Annotated in this window: 17 protein-coding genes; 9 read left to right on the top strand and 8 right to left on the bottom strand. The window is 72.4% G+C overall.

The window, feature by feature from the left end; all coding sequences use genetic code 11:
- Positions 1–10 precede the first annotated feature (10 nt).
- The 3 genes from ACQF4J_RS38630 to ACQF4J_RS38620 are packed head-to-tail and all read left to right on the top strand — an operon-like array spanning position 11 to position 3,423.
- On the top strand, positions 11–1,369 hold the full coding sequence (locus ACQF4J_RS38630; protein WP_427167828.1) for a DUF6777 domain-containing protein: 1,359 nt from the start codon (positions 11–13) through the stop codon (positions 1,367–1,369).
- 28 nt (positions 1,370–1,397) lie between these two features.
- Positions 1,398–3,236: a protein kinase domain-containing protein gene (locus ACQF4J_RS38625; RefSeq protein WP_427167827.1), complete on the top strand. Its 1,839-nt coding sequence runs from the start codon at positions 1,398–1,400 to the stop codon at positions 3,234–3,236.
- 13 nt (positions 3,237–3,249) lie between these two features.
- Positions 3,250–3,423, top strand: coding sequence for a hypothetical protein (locus tag ACQF4J_RS38620; protein WP_107416195.1), 174 nt, complete (start codon positions 3,250–3,252; stop codon positions 3,421–3,423).
- Between the two features lie 3 nt (positions 3,424–3,426).
- Here ACQF4J_RS38620 and ACQF4J_RS38615 read toward each other — a convergent pair whose 3' ends face one another.
- The 4 genes from ACQF4J_RS38615 to ACQF4J_RS38600 are packed head-to-tail and all read right to left on the bottom strand — an operon-like array spanning position 3,427 to position 7,501.
- Positions 3,427–4,680, bottom strand: a complete 1,254-nt coding sequence (locus tag ACQF4J_RS38615) for a sensor histidine kinase (RefSeq protein WP_351564836.1) — start codon at positions 4,678–4,680, stop codon at positions 3,427–3,429.
- Entirely contained in the window at positions 4,677–6,389 is a 1,713-nt protein-coding gene (locus ACQF4J_RS38610) for a cation acetate symporter (protein WP_351564833.1), read from the bottom strand. Before ACQF4J_RS38610 ends, ACQF4J_RS38615 begins: the two co-directional genes overlap by 4 nt.
- Positions 6,386–6,748: a hypothetical protein gene (locus ACQF4J_RS38605; RefSeq protein WP_351564830.1), complete on the bottom strand. Its 363-nt coding sequence runs from the start codon at positions 6,746–6,748 to the stop codon at positions 6,386–6,388. Before ACQF4J_RS38605 ends, ACQF4J_RS38610 begins: the two co-directional genes overlap by 4 nt.
- A 3-nt stretch (positions 6,749–6,751) precedes the next feature.
- A complete protein-coding gene (locus ACQF4J_RS38600) occupies positions 6,752–7,501 on the bottom strand; it encodes a LytR/AlgR family response regulator transcription factor (protein ID WP_351564827.1) in 750 nt (249 codons plus the stop codon).
- Between the two features lie 78 nt (positions 7,502–7,579).
- Here ACQF4J_RS38600 and ACQF4J_RS38595 point away from each other — a divergent pair, with 78 nt between their 5' ends.
- The 5 genes from ACQF4J_RS38595 to ACQF4J_RS38575 all read left to right on the top strand — a co-directional run bounded on the left by ACQF4J_RS38595 (position 7,580) and on the right by ACQF4J_RS38575 (position 14,163).
- On the top strand, positions 7,580–8,065 hold the full coding sequence (locus ACQF4J_RS38595; RefSeq protein ID WP_351564824.1) for an Lrp/AsnC family transcriptional regulator: 486 nt from the start codon (positions 7,580–7,582) through the stop codon (positions 8,063–8,065).
- A 154-nt stretch (positions 8,066–8,219) separates the two neighbouring features.
- Positions 8,220–9,032 (top strand): dimethylargininase, encoded by an 813-nt coding sequence (gene ddaH / locus ACQF4J_RS38590; protein WP_351564821.1) that lies wholly within the window; start codon positions 8,220–8,222, stop codon positions 9,030–9,032.
- Entirely contained in the window at positions 9,029–10,255 is a 1,227-nt protein-coding gene (gene rocD, locus ACQF4J_RS38585) for an ornithine--oxo-acid transaminase (protein WP_351802675.1), read from the top strand. Before ddaH ends, rocD begins: the two co-directional genes overlap by 4 nt.
- Before the next feature lie 143 nt (positions 10,256–10,398).
- A complete protein-coding gene (locus tag ACQF4J_RS38580) occupies positions 10,399–12,864 on the top strand; it encodes a SpoIIE family protein phosphatase (RefSeq protein ID WP_351564816.1) in 2,466 nt (821 codons plus the stop codon).
- A 69-nt stretch (positions 12,865–12,933) separates the two neighbouring features.
- The gene (locus ACQF4J_RS38575) at positions 12,934–14,163 is read left to right on the top strand and encodes a PP2C family protein-serine/threonine phosphatase (RefSeq protein WP_351564813.1); all 1,230 of its coding nucleotides are present in this window, start codon (positions 12,934–12,936) and stop codon (positions 14,161–14,163) included.
- 15 nt (positions 14,164–14,178) lie between these two features.
- On the opposite strand, the gene ACQF4J_RS38570 is transcribed toward ACQF4J_RS38575, so the two are convergent.
- Positions 14,179–14,919: a class I SAM-dependent DNA methyltransferase gene (locus ACQF4J_RS38570; protein ID WP_351564810.1), complete on the bottom strand. Its 741-nt coding sequence runs from the start codon at positions 14,917–14,919 to the stop codon at positions 14,179–14,181.
- Positions 14,920–15,178: 259 nt separating this feature from the next.
- Between ACQF4J_RS38570 and ACQF4J_RS38565 the strand changes: the two genes are divergently transcribed.
- Positions 15,179–15,904 (top strand): lysophospholipid acyltransferase family protein, encoded by a 726-nt coding sequence (locus ACQF4J_RS38565; protein ID WP_351564807.1) that lies wholly within the window; start codon positions 15,179–15,181, stop codon positions 15,902–15,904.
- Between the two features lie 68 nt (positions 15,905–15,972).
- Here ACQF4J_RS38565 and ACQF4J_RS38560 read toward each other — a convergent pair whose 3' ends face one another.
- The 3 genes from ACQF4J_RS38560 to ureG all read right to left on the bottom strand — a co-directional run bounded on the left by ACQF4J_RS38560 (position 15,973) and on the right by ureG (position 19,137).
- Positions 15,973–17,571 (bottom strand): alpha/beta hydrolase, encoded by a 1,599-nt coding sequence (locus ACQF4J_RS38560; RefSeq protein WP_351564804.1) that lies wholly within the window; start codon positions 17,569–17,571, stop codon positions 15,973–15,975.
- Positions 17,572–17,701: 130 nt separating this feature from the next.
- Positions 17,702–18,472 (bottom strand): urease accessory protein UreD, encoded by a 771-nt coding sequence (locus ACQF4J_RS38555; RefSeq protein ID WP_351564990.1) that lies wholly within the window; start codon positions 18,470–18,472, stop codon positions 17,702–17,704.
- Positions 18,460–19,137 carry an urease accessory protein UreG gene (ureG, locus tag ACQF4J_RS38550; RefSeq protein WP_351564801.1) on the bottom strand — a complete coding sequence of 226 codons (678 nt, stop codon included), beginning with the start codon at positions 19,135–19,137 and terminating at the stop codon, positions 18,460–18,462. Before ureG ends, ACQF4J_RS38555 begins: the two co-directional genes overlap by 13 nt.

Here is a 19,137-nt window from a genome sequence, read left to right as displayed (position 1 = left end):
GGGAGCGGTGATGACGTTTCGCGCAGTTGTGCAAAGGGCCGGGAAATCGGTGATTCGCAGGATCGCCGTGCTGCTCGTTCTCGTGCTCGCGGTCGGCGGCTGTGATCGGGGCACACCGCTGACCCTGGTCCGGGCGGTCGCGGCGGGCGTTCCCGCCCTTTCGCCGTTCTTCGACGAGCACCGACATCTGGGCCACGACCAAGCGATACGCGCGTCGGTCGGGCGCGGCAGCCTGCAACAAGGGGATACTCCGGGCCTGTACGGGGGCACCCGCGAGACGAGTGTCTGTGACGTGAAAAGACTCAAGGCATTTCTCACGGATCCCGCCAATCACCGTAAGGCACATGCGTGGGCGGCCGCGCTGGACATCACCACCGATCGGATTCCGGGATATCTGGACCGGCTCACTCCTGTTCTCCTGCGTCACGACACTCTCGTGCGGAATCACGACTACAAAGAGGGAAAGGCCGTGCCTTTCGACTCGCTGCTGCAGGCCGGAATCTCCGTTCTCGTCGACGAACAGGGACTTCCGGCCGTGAAGTGTTCGTGCGGAAATCCACTGCGGCCCTTCGCCGGTGACACGAACCGCATTTCGGTGAAGTTCGAAAACGGCAACCGGGAGTGGCGGGGATACGAGCGTTCCTCCCTGGTGGCGGTGCGGCCCGCGCCGCGGAGGCTGGAACGGCTCGCCCTGGTCGACGTGGCCGACCCCGCCCGCGGCATCACCCGGCCGGTGGGCACGGCGGGCGGCCACGACGAGCCCTTCGACGCGGGCAGGCCCCGCGCGGTGCCCGACCTGACCGGGGCGACGTTCGCCGAGGCGAGCCGGCTGCTGACCGGGCAGGGGCTGGCGGTCGGGTACGCCGGGAAGAACCGGCCCGCCGACGACGCGAGGGTCACGGTCTCCGATCCGCCGGCGGGGACGCGACTGCGGTTCGGGCAGTACGTGACCCTGAGCACGGCCGACGGGACCTCCTCGGGCCCGGGCACCTCCGGGGGGCCGACCGCTCCCCCGGCGACCACGCCGTCCCCGCGGTCCTCGCCGCCGTCCAGGACATCCAAGGCCCCGCCGTCGTCGTCGGCCCCTTCGTCCTTGTCCCCTTCGTCCTCGTCCCCTTCGTCCTCGTCGCCGCCGTCCTCGCCCGCGCCGAAGACCGGCTCGACCGGGACCGCCGCTCCGGTGACGAGCAGCGCACCACCACCACCGCCGCCGCCCAGCAGCGCCCCGGTCACCACCAGCGCTCCACCGCCACCCAGCACCCCGATCACCACCAGCGCGCCGCCCCCGTCGAGCGCGCCCGTCACCGCCAGCGCCCCCGCCGCGAGCGAGCCCGTTTCCTCCGGGCCCGCGTCGAGCGCGATCACGTAGTGCCCCCGCACAACCCGGGAGTCACCGGATGCCTTCAGGATCACCGACGTCGGGAGTGGGCCGGGTCATCGCCGGCCGTTATCTGCTGCTGAACCGCCTCGGCGGCGGCGGCATGGGCCATGTGTGGCTCGCCCACGACCAGAGACTCGCGTGCGAGGTGGCGCTCAAGGAGATCGTGTTCCGCGACCCGGAACCGGCGGGCGAGGAGCGGGAGGCCCGGGTCGCGCGGGCGCGCGCGGAGGCCCGGTACGCGGCGGGGCTGCGCGGCCACCCGCACGTGGTCACGGTGCACGACGTCCTGGAGCACGAAGGGCTGCCGTGGATCGTCATGGAGTACGTGGCGGGCGCCACCGATCTGCGCGACCTCGTCGAGCGGCGCGGTCCGCTCGCGCCCGCGGAGTGCGCCCGCATCGGCCTCGCCGTCCTCGACGCGCTCACCTCCGGGCACGAGCGGGGCGTGATGCACCGGGACGTGAAGCCGGCGAACATCCTGCTGGCACCGGACCGCACCGGGGCGCCGTACGGCCGTGTCCTGCTCACCGACTACGGCATCTCCGTGCGGCCCGACGCCGGGGAGACCCGGTACACGATGGCGTCGGTGCTGGTGGGGACGTCGGGCTATCTGGCGCCGGAGCGGGCCACGGGCGGTCCCCCGACCCCGGCCGCCGACCTGTTCTCACTGGGCTGCACGCTGTACTTCGCCGTCGAGGGCCACGGCCCCTTCGAGCGGGAGTCGAACCTGGCCGAGGTCACCGCGGTGGTGATGGAGGAGCCGCGTCCGGCGGTGCGGGCCGGCGCGCTGGGCCCCGTACTGCGGAGCCTGCTGGAGAAGGATCCCGCGCGGCGGGCGTCGGCACCGCGGGCGGAGGCGGCGCTGTCGGAGATCGTGACGCCGCAGGCCGAACCGTACGCCCGGACCAGGACCGATCTCGGCTCGCAGCCGCCGTGGGAGGGCGTGGCCCCCGTGCCGCCCCCGCCGCCTCCCGCACCGGACGGCTTCGGGCCCGCCGTCCCACCCCCGTCCGCTCCCCGGCACCGCCGGGAGGTCCCCCGTGTGCTGCGCGCCGTCCTCGCCGCGTCCCTCGGCCTGCTGCTGGCGCTGGGCGGCGTCTGGTACGCCATGGCCCACCAGGGCGGCGGAGGCGGTACGGGGAAGGTGCTGCCGTACGGCTCGGCGGTCGGGCTGGTCCGGCCGCTGAAGGAGGGTGACTGTGTGCTCGCGGACTGGCCCGGACCCGACCGCTTCTCCGGCACGCCCCGGCTGACGCTCGCCCCCTCCTGCGGTGCCCAGGCACCGGACGGGCAGGTGATGGCGTTCGCGGCCGCGGCCTCGGCGGACGAGGCCCGCAAGGACGGGCCGGCGCGGTGCGAGGAGCGGACGCAGGAGATCCGGGAGCGGCTGGCGGACGTCCGTGGCCTCGCGGTCGTGCCGACCGGGGCGGGTTTCGAGGCGGCGGGGCGGCGGACGGCGTGTCTGGTGCTGGGCGCGCACGGGCCCGTGTACGGGCCGCTGGGCGCCCACCGCAGGCTGGGCTCGTCCTTCACCGACACGGCGAACATGCAGCGCAGGGACTGTCTGCGGGCCCGTTCCAACCGGGACGCCGGCCTGGTCTCCTGCTCCGGCCCGCACGACGAGCAGGTGCTCGGCTTCACCCGGCTGGGCCGGGACGTCACGCTCACCGAGGCCCGTACGCGGTCGGACGCGGCCTGCGCGAGGGACGTGCCGCCGCGCGACTACGGCTTCGATCCGTCGGTCTACACATCCGGGTCCTGGACCAGCGAGGGGTCGTGGAAGTCGGGCACGCATTTCGTCGTATGCACGGTGCGGAAGCAGAACGGGGGCACCATGGAGGGGGACGAATCCTGAGGAGGGTGTCGCGATGCCCGGTTCCACGGACGGTTCTACCAAGGCGATGGGGGTGCTCACCGTCGGCGGTCTCGTCGCGGTGACGGCCTACACGGTGGCGCTCGGCAGCAACGGCTGGCTGTGGTTCGGCTGGGTCGTGCTGGGGTTGCTCACGCTGGGGATGATCGCCACCCGCAGCAGCGCGTGAGGCTCACTCCCCGGACAGGTCCCCGGCGAAGTCACCGGGGAGCCCCTGGGTGAGCCGCCCCGCGGAGTGCACGCCCGGCTGGTACTTGGGCAGCCGGGCGGTGACCTTCATGCCCGCGCCCACGGCGGTCTCGATGACGAGCCCGTAGTCGTCGCCGTAGACCTGCCGGAGCCGGTCGTCGACGTTGGACAGGCCGATGCCGCCGGAGGGGCTGACCTCGCCGGCGAGGATGCGGCGCAGCACGACCGGGTCCATGCCGACGCCGTCGTCCTCGATGACGACCAGCGCCTCGGCGCCTGCGTCCTGCGCGGTGATGGAGATACGGCACTTGCCCCCGGCGGATACGGCCCCGCCCTCCAGCCCGTGTTTGACGGCGTTCTCGACGAGCGGCTGCAGGCACAGGAAGGGCAGGGCGACCGGCAGCACCTCGGGGGCGATCTGCAGGGTGACGGAGAGCCGGTCGCCGAAGCGGGCCCGGACGAGCGCCAAGTAGTGGTCGATGGCGTGGAGTTCGTCGGCGAGGGTGGTGAAGTCGCCGTGCCGGCGGAACGAGTAGCGGGTGAAGTCGGCGAACTCCAGCAGCAGTTCGCGGGCGCGTTCGGGGTCGGTGCGGACGAACGAGGCGATCACCGCGAGCGAGTTGAAGATGAAGTGCGGGGATATCTGGGCGCGCAGTGCCTTGATCTCGGCCTCGATGAGGCGGGTGCGGGACTGGTCGAGGTCGGCCAGTTCGAGCTGGACGCTGACCCAGCGGGCGACCTCCCCGGCCGCGCGGACCAGCACGGCGGACTCGCGGGGCGCGCAGGCCACCAGGGCGCCGTGCACCCGGTCGTCGACGGTGAGCGGGGCCACCACCGCCCAGCGCACGGGGCAGTCGGGGTGGCCGCAGTGGAGGCGGAAGGCCTCGCCGCGACCGGTCTCCAGCGGGCCGGCGAGCCGGTCCATGATCTGCGTGCGGTGATGGCCGCCCACCCCGTCCCAGACCAGGACGTCCTTCTGGTCGGTCAGGCACAGCGCGTCGGTGCCCAGCAGCGAGCGCAGCCTGCGGGCCGACTTGCGGGCGGTCTCCTCCGTCAGGCCCGCGCGCAGCGGGGGCGCGGCGAGGGAGGCGGTGTGCAGGGTCTGGAAGGTGGCGTGCTCGACGGGGGTGCCGAGACCGCCGAGGCTCTCGGGGCGGGCCGTGCGCCGGCCCAGCCAGAACCCGGCCGCCAGCAGGGGGAGCGCGGCCACGCAGAGGCCGGCCAGGAAGCCGCTCATGCCTTCACCTCCGCCCGCAGTTCCTCCGGCAGGTGGAACCGCGCCAGGATCGCCTCCGTGCCCGTCGGCACCCGCCCGGGCGTCGCCAGGGACACCAGAACCATGGTGAGGAAGCCCAGCGGCACCGACCAGAGCGCCGGCCAGGCCAGCAGGGCGTGCAGCGGGCCCGAGCCGGGGAAGCCGGCCATCGTCGCGGCCACCGCCACGAACGCCGAGCCGCCGCCGACCAGCATGCCGGCCGCCGCGCCGGGCGGGGTCAGCCGCCGCCACCAGATGCCGAGCACGAGCAGCGGGCAGAACGAGGACGCGGAGACGGCGAAGGCCAGGCCCACCGCGTCGGCGACGGGGAGCCCGCCTACCAGCAGGCTGGCGGCGAGGGGCACCGCCATGGCGAGCACGGTACCGAGCCTGAAGTGCCGTACACCGCGCGTCGGCAGGACGTCCTGGGTGAGGACGCCGGCGACGGCCATGGTCAGTCCGGACGCCGTGGACAGGAACGCGGCGAAGGCCCCGCCGGCCAGCAGGGCGCCGAGCAGGTCGCCCCCGACACCGCCGATCATGCGGTCCGGGAGCAGCAGGACGGCGGCGTCGGCGTCGCCGCTGAGGGCGAGTTCGGGGGTGTAGAGGCGGCCGAGGGCGCCGTAGAGGGGCGGCAGCAGGTAGAAGGCGCCGATCAGGCCGAGGACGGCGACCGTGGTGCGGCGGGCGGCGACGCCGTGCGGGCTGGTGTAGAAGCGGACGACGACGTGCGGCAGGCCCATGGTGCCGAGGAAGGTGGCGAGGATCAGTCCGTACGTGGCGTACAGCGGGCGTTCCTCGCGGCCCGAGGCGAGGGAGGTGGACATGCCGCCGTTGGTGCCGGGGTCGGCGGACGGGACGGCGGTGCCCTCGGCGAAGGTGAGCCGGGTGCCCCGGGCGATGTGGTGGGTGCCGGCCGCGAGCCGCACCCGCCCGTCGTCGTGCGGGGAGCCGTCGACCGTGCCGGTCACGGTGACGGTCAGGGGCCGTACGAGTCTCAGGTCGAGGCTGTCGGCGACGCGTACCGAGCGCTGTTCGCGGAAGGTGGGCGGTTCCGCGAAGGCGTGGCGGGGTGCTCCGTCGCTCTGCCAGGCCAGGGCCAGGAAGAGGGCGGGGACGAGCAGGGCGGTGAGCTTGAGCCAGTACTGGAAGGCCTGCACGAAGGTGATGCTGCGCATGCCGCCGGCCGCGACGGTGGCCACCACGACGACCGCGACGATGACCCCGCCGAGCCCGTCGGGAGCGCCGGTGAGGACCGTGAGCGTCAGCCCCGCGCCCTGGAGCTGGGGCAGCAGGTAGAGCCAGCCGACGCCGACGACGAAGGCCCCGGCCAGCCGCCGTACGCCGTAGGAGGCGAGCCGGGCCTCGGCGAAGTCGGGCAGCGTGTAGGCGCCGGAGCGGCGCAGCGGGGCGGCGACGAACAGCAGCAGCACCAGGTAGCCGGCGGTGTAACCGACCGGGTACCAGAGCATGTCCGGGCCCTGGATCAGGACCAGTCCCGCGATACCCAGGAAGGAGGCGGCGGAGAGGTACTCGCCGCTGATGGCGGCGGCGTTGAGGCGGGGGCCGACGGTGCGGGAGGCGACGTAGAAGTCGGAGGTGGTGCGGGAGACGCGCAGGCCGAAGGCACCGACGAGGACGGTCGCCACGACCACCAGGGCCACCGCCGGGACGGCGTAGTTGGAGTTCACCGGTCCTCGACGAGCCGTACGAAGTCCCGCTCGTTGCGCTCGGCGCGGCGGACGTACCACAGGGCGAGCAGGACGAGGGGGGCGTAGAGGCAGAAGCCGAGGATGCCCCATTGCAGGCGGTGGGCGTCGGGCATGGCGGCGAAGACCAGCGGCAGCGGGCCTATCAGCAGGCCGAGGACCGCGAACACGGCCAGGGCGGCGCGCAGTTGGGTGCGCATGAGGGAGCGGACGTAGGTGTGGCCGAGGGTCGTCTGCTCGTCGATCTCGGTGCGCGGCCGGTAGTAGCCGGAGCCACGCCGGGTACGGCGGGGCGGGCCGGTGACGACGACACGGCGTTCGGTGGGGTCCTGGTGGGGCACGTGTCACGGCCTCCTCATCAGCAGGTCCCGCAGCTCGCGCGCGTGCCGGCGGCTGACCTGCAGCTCCTCGCCGCCGACGAGCACACTCACCGTGCCCGCGTCCAGGCGGAGTTCGCCTATGTGGCGCAGGGCGACCAGGTGGCGGCGGTGGATGCGGACGAAGCCGCGGGCGCGCCAGCGGTCCTCCAGGGTCGACAGCGGGATGCGGACGAGGTGGCTGCCCCGGACGGTGTGCAGGCGGGCGTAGTCGCCCTGGGCCTCGACGTGGGTGATGTCGTCGACGGCGACGAAGCGGGTGACGCCGCCGAGCTCGACGGGGATGTGGTCGGGGTCGGGTTCGTGGACGGGGATGCGCGGGGTGTTGCCGGTGAGTTCGGCGGCCCGGCGGATCGCCTCGGCGAGGCGTTCCTTGCGGACCGGCTTGAGGACGTAGTCGACGGCCTTGAGGTCGAAGGCCTGGACGGCGAAGTCCTCGTGGGCGGTGACGAACACGACGAGCGGCGGCTGGGCGAACCCGGTCAGCAGCCGGGCCAGGTCCAGGCCGTCGAGGCCGGGCATCTGGATGTCGAGGAAGACGACGTCGATCGCCTCGGGGCCGCCGGGGCCGGACTGCAGTGCCCGGTTGATGCGGCGCAGCGCCTCGGTCGCGTCGCCGGCGCCCTCGGCGCTGCCGATGCGGGGGTCGGCGTTCAGCAGGTAGAGCAGTTCCTCCAGCGAGGGGCGTTCGTCGTCGACGGCGAGGGCGCGCAGCATGAACCCGGAGTGTAGGAGGAATCCGCACGGGTGGACATGTGCCGGGGTGTGGACGTTCGCGCTGGATACAGTGCCGACATGAACAGCAGGCCCGCCCCCTTCGACGAGCTCGACCGGAAGATCGTCACCGCTCTGATGGCGAACGCGCGCACCAGCTTCGCGGAGATCGGCTCGGCCATCGGGCTGTCGGCGACGGCGGTGAAGCGCCGGGTGGACCGGTTGCGCGAGACCGGTGTGATCACCGGGTTCACGGCGACGGTCCGGCCGTCGGCGCTGGGCTGGCGCACGGAGGCGTACGTCGAGGTGTACTGCGAGGGGGCGGCGCCGCCGCGGCGGCTGGCGGAGGTGGTGCGCAACCATCCGGAGATCACCGCGGCGATGACGGTGACGGGCGGCGCGGACGCGCTGCTGCACGTGCGGGCGCGGGACGTGGAGCACTTCGAGGAGGTGCTGGAGCGCATCCGGGTGGAGCCGTTCATCCGGAAGACGATCAGCGTGATGGTGCTGTCCCACCTGCTCCCGGAAAGCCCGGAAGCGGGCGCGACCCAGCCTGCGCCCGAATAAACATTCGTCTACGCAGCAGGGCTGCTTCGTACCGGCCAAAGACGCAGCATTCCTGCGCTGACACGCAATTGTCGTCGCTTGTCGCCCGTCTCGGTCACTTCCTACCTTGGTGTCAACCCTCAGTCGACACCCCAGGAAGCGGAGGAACCCCTCTGTGTCCGACTCCCGTGTGCCGCGCCGGCGGCGGTACCTCGTCTGCGAACCCAGACACTTCGCCGTGCAGTACGCGATCAACCCCTGGATGCAACCCGATGTCCGCGTCGACGTGGACCTGGCCCATGAGCAGTGGCAGGCGCTGATCGGCGCCTACCGGGCGCACGGCCACGCCGTCGACACCGTCGAGCCGGCCCCCGGCCTGCCGGACATGGTCTTCGCCGCGAACTCGGCGGTCGTCGTGGACGGCCGGGTCTTCGGCTCCCTGTTCCACGCGCCCGAGCGGCGCCCGGAGTCCACGCACTACGACACCTGGTTCAAGACGGCCGGCTTCGACGTGCACCGCCCCGAGTCCGTCTGCGAGGGCGAGGGCGACCTGGTGTGGACGGGCCGGTACGTGCTGGCCGGGCACGGCTTCCGCACCACCCGTGAGGCGCACCGCGAGGTGCAGGAGTTCTTCGGCCACCCGGTGATCAGCCTGACACTGGTGGACCCTCGCTTCTATCATTTGGACACCGCACTGTTCGTCCTGGACGACGACAATGTCTCCTACTACCCGGAGGCGTTCTCGCCGGGCAGCCGAGAAGTGCTGGCGCGGCTGTTCCCGAACGCCGTGCTCGCCACCCTCGACGACGCGCTGGCCTTCGGCCTCAACTCCGTCTCCGACGGCCGTCACGTCTTCATCGCGCCCCAGGCCGAGGCGCTCACCACCGCCCTCGCCGACCGCGGCTATGTCCCCGTGCCCGTCGACCTGTCCGAGTTCCGCAAGGCAGGCGGCGGCATCAAGTGCTGCACCCAGGAGATCCGTTCATGACCGCTGCAGTCGACATGCGTTCGTCCGCCGAGCTGATCCGCGCCGAGGAGCCGGTCCTGGCGCACAACTACCACCCGCTGCCCGTGGTCGTCGCGCGCGCCGAGGGCACCTGGGTGGAGGACGTGGAGGGCCGCCGCTACCTGGACATGCTGGCCGGTTACTCGGCCCTGAACTTCGGTCACCGCCACCCCGCGCTGATCGAGGCCGCCCACCGCCAGCTGGACCGGCTGACCCTGACCTCCCGCGCCTTCCACAACGACAGGCTGGCCGAGTTCGCCGAACGGCTGGCGGGGCTGACCGGCCTGGACATGGTGCTGCCGATGAACACGGGCGCCGAGGCGGTCGAGTCCGGCATCAAGGTGGCCCGCAAATGGGCCTACGAGGTCAAGGGCGTCCCCGCCGACCGGGCCACGATCGTCGTCGCCGCGGAGAACTTCCACGGCCGTACGACGACGATCGTCGGGTTCTCCACGGACGAGACCGCCCGCGCGGGCTTCGGCCCGTTCACACCGGGCTTCCGGATCGTGCCGTACAACGACCTGGCCGCGCTGGAGGCGGCGGTCGACGACACGACGGCCGCGGTGCTGATCGAGCCCATCCAGGGCGAGGCGGGCGTCATCATCCCGGACGAGGGCTACCTGGCCGGCGTACGGGAGCTGACCCGGCGCAGGGGCTGCCTCTTCGTCGCCGACGAGATCCAGTCGGGTCTCGGCCGCACCGGCCACACCCTGGCCGTCGAGCACGAGTCGGTCGTCCCCGACCTCGTGCTGCTGGGCAAGGCGCTGGGCGGCGGCATCGTGCCGGTCTCCGCGGTGGTCGGCCGCCGGGACGTGCTCGGGGTGCTGCATCCGGGCGAGCACGGGTCGACGTTCGGCGGCAACCCGCTGGCCGCGGCCATCGGCACCGCCGTGGTCGACCTGCTGGAGACGGGCGAGTTCCAGCGCCGCGCCACCGAGCTGGGCGTCGTCCTGCGCGGCGGGCTGTCGGGGCTGCTGGACAAGGGGGTCGTCGGGTTCCGCGCGCGGGGACTGTGGGCGGGCGTCGACATCGACCCGGCCATCGGCACCGGCCGCGAGGTCAGCGCCCGGCTCATGCGCAAGGGCGTCCTGGTCAAGGACACGCACGGCTCGACGATCCGGCTGGCGCCGCCGCTGACGATCACCGGCGAGGAGCTGGAGGGCGCGCTGGGCACGCTGGCGGAGGTACTGACCGAGCGCTCCTGACCTGCGCGTGGCGGTGGGGACGGCCGGTACCCGGGCCCCTCGTCGGGGTACCGGACCGCGCCGTCCGTACGGCCGCTTTCGTGCGAAGGGTGAAGACTGGGTCAAGAGGTGGTAGACCACTCTCAGCGACAGAGAGGTCGGCCGTGGGCACTCAAGAGGAGCAGGACGCTGCCGGGCAGCGGTTCGACGTGGCCGATGCCGCGCCCCTGCTGCTCGACGCGCAGGGCGTGGTGCGCAGCTGGACCCGGGACGCCGAGCGGCTGCTGGCGTACACGCCCACCGAGGTGGTGGGCCGTTCGGTGTCCGGCCTGCTGGTCCCGGACGACGCCGCCCGGGTGCCGGAGCTGATCGAGCGGTGCCGCAGGGACGGCGGCTGGGCGGGGCTGCTGACCACCCGCCGCAAGGGCGGGCGGGCGGTGCGGGTGATGGCGCGGATCACCCCGGCGATGGAGCCCGGCGGCGCGCCGCGCTGGCTGGTGCTGCTCTCCGACATCACGGCCGGGGCCCGCGGCTGGGACATGAGCCGGACGGTGCTGGAGCAGATGGTGACCGGCTCCCCCGTCGGCATAGCGATCGTGGACGCCGATCTGCGGTGCGTCTGGTCGAACGCGGCCCTGGAGCAGTTCGGCGGGGGCTCGGCCGCCCGGCGGCTGGGGCGGCGGCTGGCGGAGATCCAGCCGGGCATCGACTCCGAGAGCATCGAGACCCAGATGCGCCACGTGCTGGAGACCGGACGGCCGGTCGTCGGGTACGAGCATGTGGGCCAGGTGCGCTCGGCGCCGCACCGGCAGACGGCGCACATGATGTCGTTCACCCGTCTCGAGGACGACCGCGGCCACCCGATGGGCGTCTACTACACCGTCGTCGACATCACCGACAAGCACCGCGCTCGCCGGCGCCTGGCCCTGCTCGACCGGGCCGGCGAGCAGATCGGCCGCACCCTGGACATCACGCGCACGGCGCAGGAGCTGGCCGACGTGGCCGTGCAGGGGTTCGTCGACTACGTCTGCGTCGACCTGCTGGAGTCGGTGCTGCGGGGCGCGGAGCCCGCGACGGGGCCGCCTGTCGACACGGACCGGGTGCCGCTGCGCCGGGCCGGGCACCAGTCGGTGAACGCCGGGGTGCCCGAGGCCGTCGTGGAGATCGGCGAGGTGGCCACGTATCTGGCGGGCTCGCCGCCGATCCGCTGCCTGACCACGGGCCGGTCCTGGCGCGAGGAGCGGCTGGACCCGCTCGCCAAGGAGTGGGCGACCGACATACCGGGCGGGCGGGAGGCGACCTTCCTGGAGCTGGGCCTGCACAGCGTGATGATCGTGCCGGTGCGCGCGCGGGGCGTCACCCTGGGCGTCACCACCTTCTTCCGGCGCGGGCGGCAGGAGCCCTTCGACGCGGACGACCTGGCCCTGGCCGAGGACCTGGTGTCGCGGGCGGCCGTCTGCGTGGACAACGCCCGCCGCTACACCCGGGAACGGAACGCGGCCCTGGCGCTGCAGCGCAGCCTGCTGCCGCACCGGCTGCCCGAACAGGACGCGGTGGAGGTCGCCGCCTGCTACAGGCCGGCCGACGAACTGACCGGCCTCGGCGGCGACTGGTACGACCTCATCCCGCTGTCCGGCGCCCGTGTCGCCCTGGTCGTCGGCGAGGTGCCCGGTCACGGCATCGACGCCGCCGCCGCCATGGGACGGCTGCGCACCGCCGTACGCACCCTCGCCGCGCTCGACCTGCCGCCGGCCGAGGTTCTCGCGCACCTCGACGACCAGGTGGCCCGGACGGCCCGGGAGGAGGGCGTCGACCCGGACGCGCCGGACGGCGTCGGCATCCAGGTCGCCGGGTCCGGCTGTCTCTACGTCGTCTACGACCCCGTCGACGGGCAGTGCACGATGGCCGCCGCCGGCCATCCCGCGCCCGCCGTCGTGCTGCCGGACGGCTCCGTCGGCTTCGTCGACCTGCCGCAGGGGTCGACGCTCGGTTCGGGGGGGCCGCCCTTCGAGGCGGTCGAGCTGGTCCTCGCCGAGGGCAGCACGCTCGCCCTGCACACCGACGGACTGCTCGCCCGCGAGGACGCGGAGTGGTCCCCCGACGGCGACCGCGACCGGCTGCGCCGGGCTCTGGAACGCGTCGCGCCCTCGCTGGATCTGCGCTGCCGCACCGTGGTGGACGCGCTGATGCCGGCCCGGCCGCACGACGACGTGGCGCTGCTGATGGCCCGCACCCGGCTGCTGGGCGTCGACCAGGTCGCCGACTGGGATCTGCCGACCGACCCGGCGGTCGTCGCCGACGCCCGCAAGGAGGCCGCCCGGCAGCTGACCGAGTGGGGTCTGGAGGACCTGGTGTTCACCACGGAACTGGTGGTGAGCGAGCTGGTCACCAACGCCATCCGGCACGCGCAGGGCCCCATCCGGCTCCGCCTGATCCGGGAGCGGGCGCTGGTCTGCGAGGTCTGCGACGGCGGTGCCACCGCACCCCACCTGCGTCATCCGCGGACCACCGACGAGGGCGGCCGCGGCCTGCTGCTGGTCTCCCAGTTCACCGATCGCTGGGGGACCCGCTTCGTGCCCGAGGGCAAGGTCATCTGGGCCGAGCAGTCCCTGACCGGCCCCCCGGTCTGACCGACGGAATCCGAACGCATCTCGCTTGACGTGTAAAAATAGGGCAAACCCGGCGGTGAGGCGGAAGCCATGAACGATGCGGCTATCGACTATGCGGGGGTGTTCCAGTGCCTGCCGGGGATGGTGGCCCTGCTGACGCCCGACCTCGTCTACGCGGACGCCAACGAGGAGTTCCTGCGGGTGTCCGGGCGCCGGCGCGACCAGGTGGTCGGGCGCTACCTCTTCGACGTCTTCCCGGACAACCCCAATGACGGAGCCGCGTCCGGCATGCGCAACCTGGCGGCATCGCTGCAGCGGGTGCTGGACACCGGCGAACGCGACGCGATGGCCCTGCAGCGCTACGACGTGGAGGACCCCGAACGCCCCGGGGAATGGCAGGAGCGCTACTGGAGCCCGGTCAACGCCCCGGTGCTCGACGAGGAAGGCAAGGTCGTGCTGCTCGTACACCGCGTGGAGGAGGTCACCGAGCTGATCAAGGCCCGCGGCGGCCCGAGCGGCAGCCGGGCGCGGGTCCTGGAGGCCGAGCTGTACACGCGCGCCCGGGAACTGCAGGAGCTCAACGAGCGGCTGCGCCAGTCCCACGCCCGGGAGCGCGAGGTCGCCCTCGCCCTGCAGGAGGCGATGCTGCCCGGCTGCCGGCAGGTCGGCCAACGCCGGGCCGCCGTGCGCTACCGGCCCGCGATCGGCGCACTGAACGTGTGCGGGGACTGGTACGACATCGTCAAGCTGGTCGGCGGCAACCGCATCGGCGTGTCGGTCGGCGACGTGGTCGGCCACGGGCTCGCCGCCGCCGGGGTCATGGGCCAGCTGCGCAGCGCGCTGAGCGCCGCCTCACGCGTCGCGGCGGGGCCGGCGGAGGCGCTGAACGTCCTCGGCCGGTACGCGCACGTCGTCAACGGCGCCGAGTCGGCCACCGCCGTCACCACGTTCATCGACTTCGACGAGCACACCATCAACTACAGCAGCGCCGGCCATCCCCCGCCGGTCCTCGTGCACGCCGACGGCCGGGTGGAGTTCCTCGACCAGGCCACCGACCCGCCGCTCGACGCGAGCCCCGACCCGATCCCGCGGCCCCAGGCGTCCACGATCTACACCGCGGGCGCCACCCTCGCCCTCTACACCGACGGTCTCGTCGAGCGCCGCCACGAGGACATCGGGACCGGACTGACCCGCCTCGCGGAGTCCCTCGTCCGCCACCGTGACCTGGACGCCGAGTCCGTGGCCGACGCCGTCCTGCTGGAACTGCTGCCGCCCGGCGGAGCGACCGACGACACGGCGCTGGTGATCGTACGGCTGTGAGGCGCGTGGCACCGGTCAGTTGACGGGCTTCTCCCACACCGAGACATGTCTCGGGCTGTCGCCGGTGAAGGGGGTGCGCGTCCAGTCCTCCCAGCGGTCGCGCAGCCGCATTCCGGCCAGCCGGGCCATCAGGTCCAGCTCGGCCGGCCACACGTAGCGGAACGGGATGGACCAGTGCTCGGCGCGTCCGTCGACGACGGTGACGTAGTTCGAGCTCATGGCCTGGGTGGCGAGGTCGTAGGTGTCGAAGGCCCACTTGGTCTCGCCGATGTGGAACGGCACGGCGTTCTGCCCGGGCGGCAGCTTGCGCAGTTCGGGCACCATCACCTCGACGACGAAGCAGGCGCCGGGCCCGAGGTGCCGGGCGACGTTGCGGAAGCACTCCACCTGAGCGTCCTGGGTGGTCAGATTCATGATCGTGTTGAAGACCAGGTAGGCGACGGAGAACTCGCCCTCCACCCGGGTCGTGGCGAAGTCCCCGATCGTCACCCCGATGTCCGCGCCGCCCTCCTTGGCACGCAGCCGGTCCACCATCGCGCGGGACAGGTCGATGCCGTGCACGGGCACGCCGCGACGTGCCAGCGGCAGCGCGATCCGGCCGGTGCCGATGCCGAGCTCGAGTGCCCTGCCGTCACCGGCCAGCCCGGCCAGCACGTCGACCACCGGTCCGACGGTCTCGGGGCGGAACATGTCGGCCGCCGAGGCGTCGTAGCCGGCGGCGATCTCTTCTCCGAAGTAGCCGTCCTCATCGAGCATTTGGGGACCGTATCGCCGGCGGCACGGTCGGCGCGCGGAGTTTTTCGCAAGAAGATCACGCCAAACAGGTGCGATCGACTTGCCTCGTGTCGATCAGTGACACGAGGCTGGTCGGGCAGGCGTTCCCCACGCCGCGACACGGTGTCCGCCGTGTTCCGGCGAACTGCGCCTGCACATACACTGGCAGCCCCACGACACGCCGGTTGACCTGCTGGAACGCGGCGGCCGAGGCGATCCGCCGGAGTGAGGAGCGTCCCCTTTGTTCTACTACGTGCTCAAATACGTGTTGCTGGGACCCCTGCTGAGACTGTTCTTCCGGCCCAGCATCGAAGGGCTCGAACACGTCCCGGACGAAGGCCCCGCCATCATCGCGGGCAACCACCTGTCCTTCTCCGACCACTTCCTGATGCCGGCCATGCTCAAGCGGCGCATCACCTTCCTGGCGAAGAAGGAGTACTTCACCGGTCCCGGCGTCAAGGGCCGTCTCACCGCGGCCTTCTTCCGCAGCGCCGGGCAGATCCCGGTCGACCGCACCGGCAAGGAGGCGGGCCAGGCCGCCATCCGCGAGGGCCTGGGAGTGCTGCGCAAGAACGAACTGCTCGGCATCTACCCCGAGGGCACCCGCTCGCACGACGGGCGCCTGTACAAGGGCAAGGTCGGTGTGGCGGTGATGGCGCTCAAGGCGCAGGTCCCGGTCATCCCCTGCGCGATGATCGGCACCTTCGAGGCGCAGCCGCCGGGGAAGGTCATCCCCAACCTCCACCCGGTCGTCATCCGCTTCGGCAAGCCCCTCGACTTCTCCCGCTATGCCGGCATGGAGAACGAGAAGGCGATCCTGCGCGCCGTCACCGACGAGATCATGTACGCGATCCTGTCGCTCTCGGAGCAGGAGTACGTCGACGAGTACGCGGCCGTCGCGAAGGCGCAGGAGGCGGAGGCGAAGGGCGGGAAGGAGCGCAAGTTCCCTCGGGCGCCGCTGAGTTGATCTGCGGGGCATGACGAGAGGGGCGGCCGGAGGAGTTCCGGCCGCCCCTTGCTCCGTACGACCGGCGCCTACGGCTTGGGCGTGGCGTGCGGGGTGCAGGTCACGTCGGCGGTGTCCAGCTGCCCGGTGAGCAGGTAGGTGTCCACCCGCTGGTTGATGCACGGGTTGACCAGGCCGGTCACACCGTGCGAGCCCGCGTCCTTCTCGGTGATCAGGCGGGAGCCCTTGAAGCGGTGGTGCAGTTCGACGGCGCCGTCGTAGGGGGTGGCGGCGTCATGCGTGGACTGCACGATCATGACCGGCGGCAGGCCCTTGTGGGTCTTGACGTTCACGGGCGTCTGCTGCTTGACCGGCCAGGTGGCGCACGGCAGGTTCATCCATGCGTTGGCCCAGGTCATGAACGGGTAGTTCTTGTTGAGCTCGGTGTTGTCCCGGTCCCACTTCTTCCAGCTGGTGGGCCACTTGGCGTCGGTGCACTCGACGGCCGTGTAGACGGCGTTGCCGTTCTCCGCGGATATGTTGCCCGCGGTGTCGGACATGTCGGGGGCGGCGGCGTCGACCAGCGCCTGCGTGTCGCCGGCGACGTACTTGCTGAAGACCGTCGCGATCGGCACCCACGAGGAGTCGTAGTACGGGGCGCTCTGGAAGAAGGAGATCAGCTCGGCCGGGCCGACGACCCCGCCGATGGGGCTCTTCTTGGCGGTGGCGCGCAGCTGGAGCCACTTGGCCTGGACGGCGTCGCGGGTGGTGCCGAGGTGGAAGGCGGCGTCGTTGGCGGCGACCCAGTCCTCCCAGTCCTTCCAGCGGCCCTCGAAGGCGACGTCCTGGTCCAGGTTGGCCTGGTACCAGATCTTGTCGCGGGAGGGGTTGACGACGCTGTCCACGATCATGCGGCGCAGGTGGCCCGGGAACATCGTGCCGTAGACGGCGCCGATGTAGGTGCCGTAGGAGACGCCCAGGTAGTTGAGCTTCTTCTCGCCCAGCGCGGCACGGATGACGTCCAGGTCGCGCACCGTGTTGGGCGTGGTCATCTGCTGGAGCACCGCCTTGCCGCTGCGCTCGGCGCAGCCCTCGGCGTACTCGCGGGCCAGCTTGCGCTGGGCCGCCTTGTCGGCCTCGCTGTCCGGCACCGGGTCCATCTTGGGCGCCTTGACGAACTCCTGCGGGTCGATGCAGGAGATGGGCGCCGAGTGGCCGACGCCGCGCGGGTCGAAGCCCACGAAGTCGTAGGCCTTGGCCGCGTTGGCCCAGATCGGGTTCTTGTTGGTGACGCGGGTCGGGAAGCGCATGCCGGACCCGCCGGGACCGCCCGGGTTGTAGACGAGGGCGCCCTGGCGCTCCTCCTTGGTCCCCGTGTTTCCGATGCGGTCGACGGCGAGCTTGAGCTGCTTGCCGTACGGGTGCGCGTAGTCGAGCGGGACGCTGACCCAGCCGCACTGGATGGGCTTGGCGAAGCCCCAGTCGGCGGGGCAGTCCTGCCAGTCGATGCCCGCCTTGGCGGCCCGCTCGGCGGCGATGGCGGCACCCCGGGCCTCGCGGTCCTGCCCGTGCCCCGTGCTCGCGCCGGCGGTGGGCGCCGCGACGGCCCCGGCCATCAGCGTCGCGGTCACGAGCACTCCCGCCGAACCGAGCGTCGTCGTACGCCTCTTCGCTCTGTTGCCCCTCAAGTGGGACCTCCCCCTCCATCTGTTCGATTGACAGAGGGATCCTTGCGGCTGTGGGCTGCCTGAGAACAGAGGCTGTTGACCTTCTTTACCATTCCGATAAACGGTGAGGGCGGTCCCGCTCAGCGGAACGTCACGCGTCCAGCCCGGCCAGCGCCTCGTCCAGCAGGCGGCGCAGGCGCAGCGCGTCCGCGGCGACGGCGCTCACGAGCACGGCGGGCCCGGCCAGTGGCGCGAGCACCGCCCCCTCCCCCAGCACCCGGGCCGGCACCGGTTCTTTCCCGAACTCCGGTCGTACCACGAGAAGTTGACCCACCGCCCGGTAGCCGCCCAGCACGGCGGGCCCGTCCCAGCCGCCGGGCGCTCCGGGCCCGCACCCGAGCTCCTGATCGAGCACGGTACGCCCCGCGACCCGAACGGTGAGACGGCTGCCGAGCCGCCCGGGTTCCTCCCCCACCCGCCCGAGCACCTGCTCCTCGCGCAACACGAGCCGAGCGCCGGCGCCGGCCTCCACCCGGGTGGCGACCCGCAGGTCACTTCCACCGGCGCAGATCAACTGCTCGGGCAGCCACACCAGTTCGCCGCCGTCGGCCACGTCGAGCCGGACGTCGTACCGCGCCTCGCCCTTGACCTGGCCGGGCAGCGCGATGGTGGCGGCGGCGGATCCGACCCGCAGCCGGGCCCCGTCCTCCACGCCGCACTCGACCCGGAAACGGTCCCCGCCGAGCGGCCCGCTCATCGCCCCGACGAGCATCACGCGGGCCTCGCGACCGCTCCCCCGGGTCCGCCGCAGGGCGAGCGGTCCGTCCCCCTCCAGCACGGGCAGGGAGGTGCCGCCCCGCCCGTCCGCCGTCGCCCGGATGCGTGCGGTGGCCCGCACCCCGCCCACGTTCACGCCGTCCAGGCGGCAAGCTGCGCCCGCACCCACGCGGCCACGTCCCGCACGCCGCCGTCGCTTCTGAGCGACTGGAAGACGACGGGCAGTTCGGCGCGCTGCGCCTTCGCGTCGGCGGCCATCCGCCCGAGGTCCGAACCCACATGGGGCGCCAGGTCCGTCTTGTTGACGACGAGCAGATCGGCGGTGGTCACCCCCGGCCCGCCCTTGCGCGGGATGTCGTCGCCGCCCGCCACGTCGATGACGAAGATCTGCGCGTCCACGAGCCCCTTGGAGAAGGTCGCGGTGAGGTTGTCGCCGCCGGACTCGACCAGGATCAGGTCCAGTGGCCCGACCTCGTCCTCCAGATCCTCGACGGCCTCCAGGTTGGCGGAGATGTCGTCCCGGATGGCGGTGTGCGGACAGGCGCCCGTCTCCACGGCGGCGATCCGCTCGGGCGGCAGCACGGCCTCCCGCAACAGGAAGTCGGCGTCCTCCCGGGTGTAGATGTCGTTGGTCACGACGGCGAGGGACAACTCCTCGCGCAGCGCCCGGCAGAGGGCGGCGACGGTCGCGGTCTTCCCCGAGCCGACGGGACCGCCGAGCCCGATCCGCAGGGCCCGCCGCGCCCCGTCGGGACGACGGGCGTCGGCACTGACGGCCGAGGGGCCGTCGTGGGAATGGTCGAGATGCAT

It is taken from the genome of Streptomyces sp. C1-1 (assembly GCF_050214755.1).
Classification (GTDB): Bacteria; Actinomycetota; Actinomycetes; order Streptomycetales; family Streptomycetaceae; genus Streptomyces.
Note: the sequence above shows the minus strand (reverse complement) of the source record. Positions and strands in the feature narration are given on the sequence as shown.

Bases quoted from the DNA above. Each gene is read 5' to 3' on its own strand.
- ACQF4J_RS38620 (WP_107416195.1), top strand. From the start codon at position 3,250: ATGCCCGGTTCCACGGACGGTTCTACCAAGGCGATGGGGGTGCTCACC.
- ACQF4J_RS38600 (WP_351564827.1), bottom strand. From the start codon at position 7,501: ATGCTGCGCGCCCTCGCCGTCGACGACGAACGCCCCTCGCTGGAGGAA.
- ureG (WP_351564801.1), bottom strand. From the start codon at position 19,137: ATGCATCTCGACCATTCCCACGACGGCCCCTCGGCCGTCAGTGCCGAC.
- ACQF4J_RS38595 (WP_351564824.1), top strand. From the start codon at position 7,580: ATGAACAGCAGGCCCGCCCCCTTCGACGAGCTCGACCGGAAGATCGTC.
- ACQF4J_RS38615 (WP_351564836.1), bottom strand. From the start codon at position 4,680: ATGAGCGGCTTCCTGGCCGGCCTCTGCGTGGCCGCGCTCCCCCTGCTG.
- ACQF4J_RS38570 (WP_351564810.1), bottom strand. From the start codon at position 14,919: ATGCTCGATGAGGACGGCTACTTCGGAGAAGAGATCGCCGCCGGCTAC.
- ACQF4J_RS38575 (WP_351564813.1), top strand. From the start codon at position 12,934: ATGAACGATGCGGCTATCGACTATGCGGGGGTGTTCCAGTGCCTGCCG.
- ACQF4J_RS38625 (WP_427167827.1), top strand. From the start codon at position 1,398: ATGCCTTCAGGATCACCGACGTCGGGAGTGGGCCGGGTCATCGCCGGC.
- ACQF4J_RS38630 (WP_427167828.1), top strand. From the start codon at position 11: ATGACGTTTCGCGCAGTTGTGCAAAGGGCCGGGAAATCGGTGATTCGC.
- rocD (WP_351802675.1), top strand. From the start codon at position 9,029: ATGACCGCTGCAGTCGACATGCGTTCGTCCGCCGAGCTGATCCGCGCC.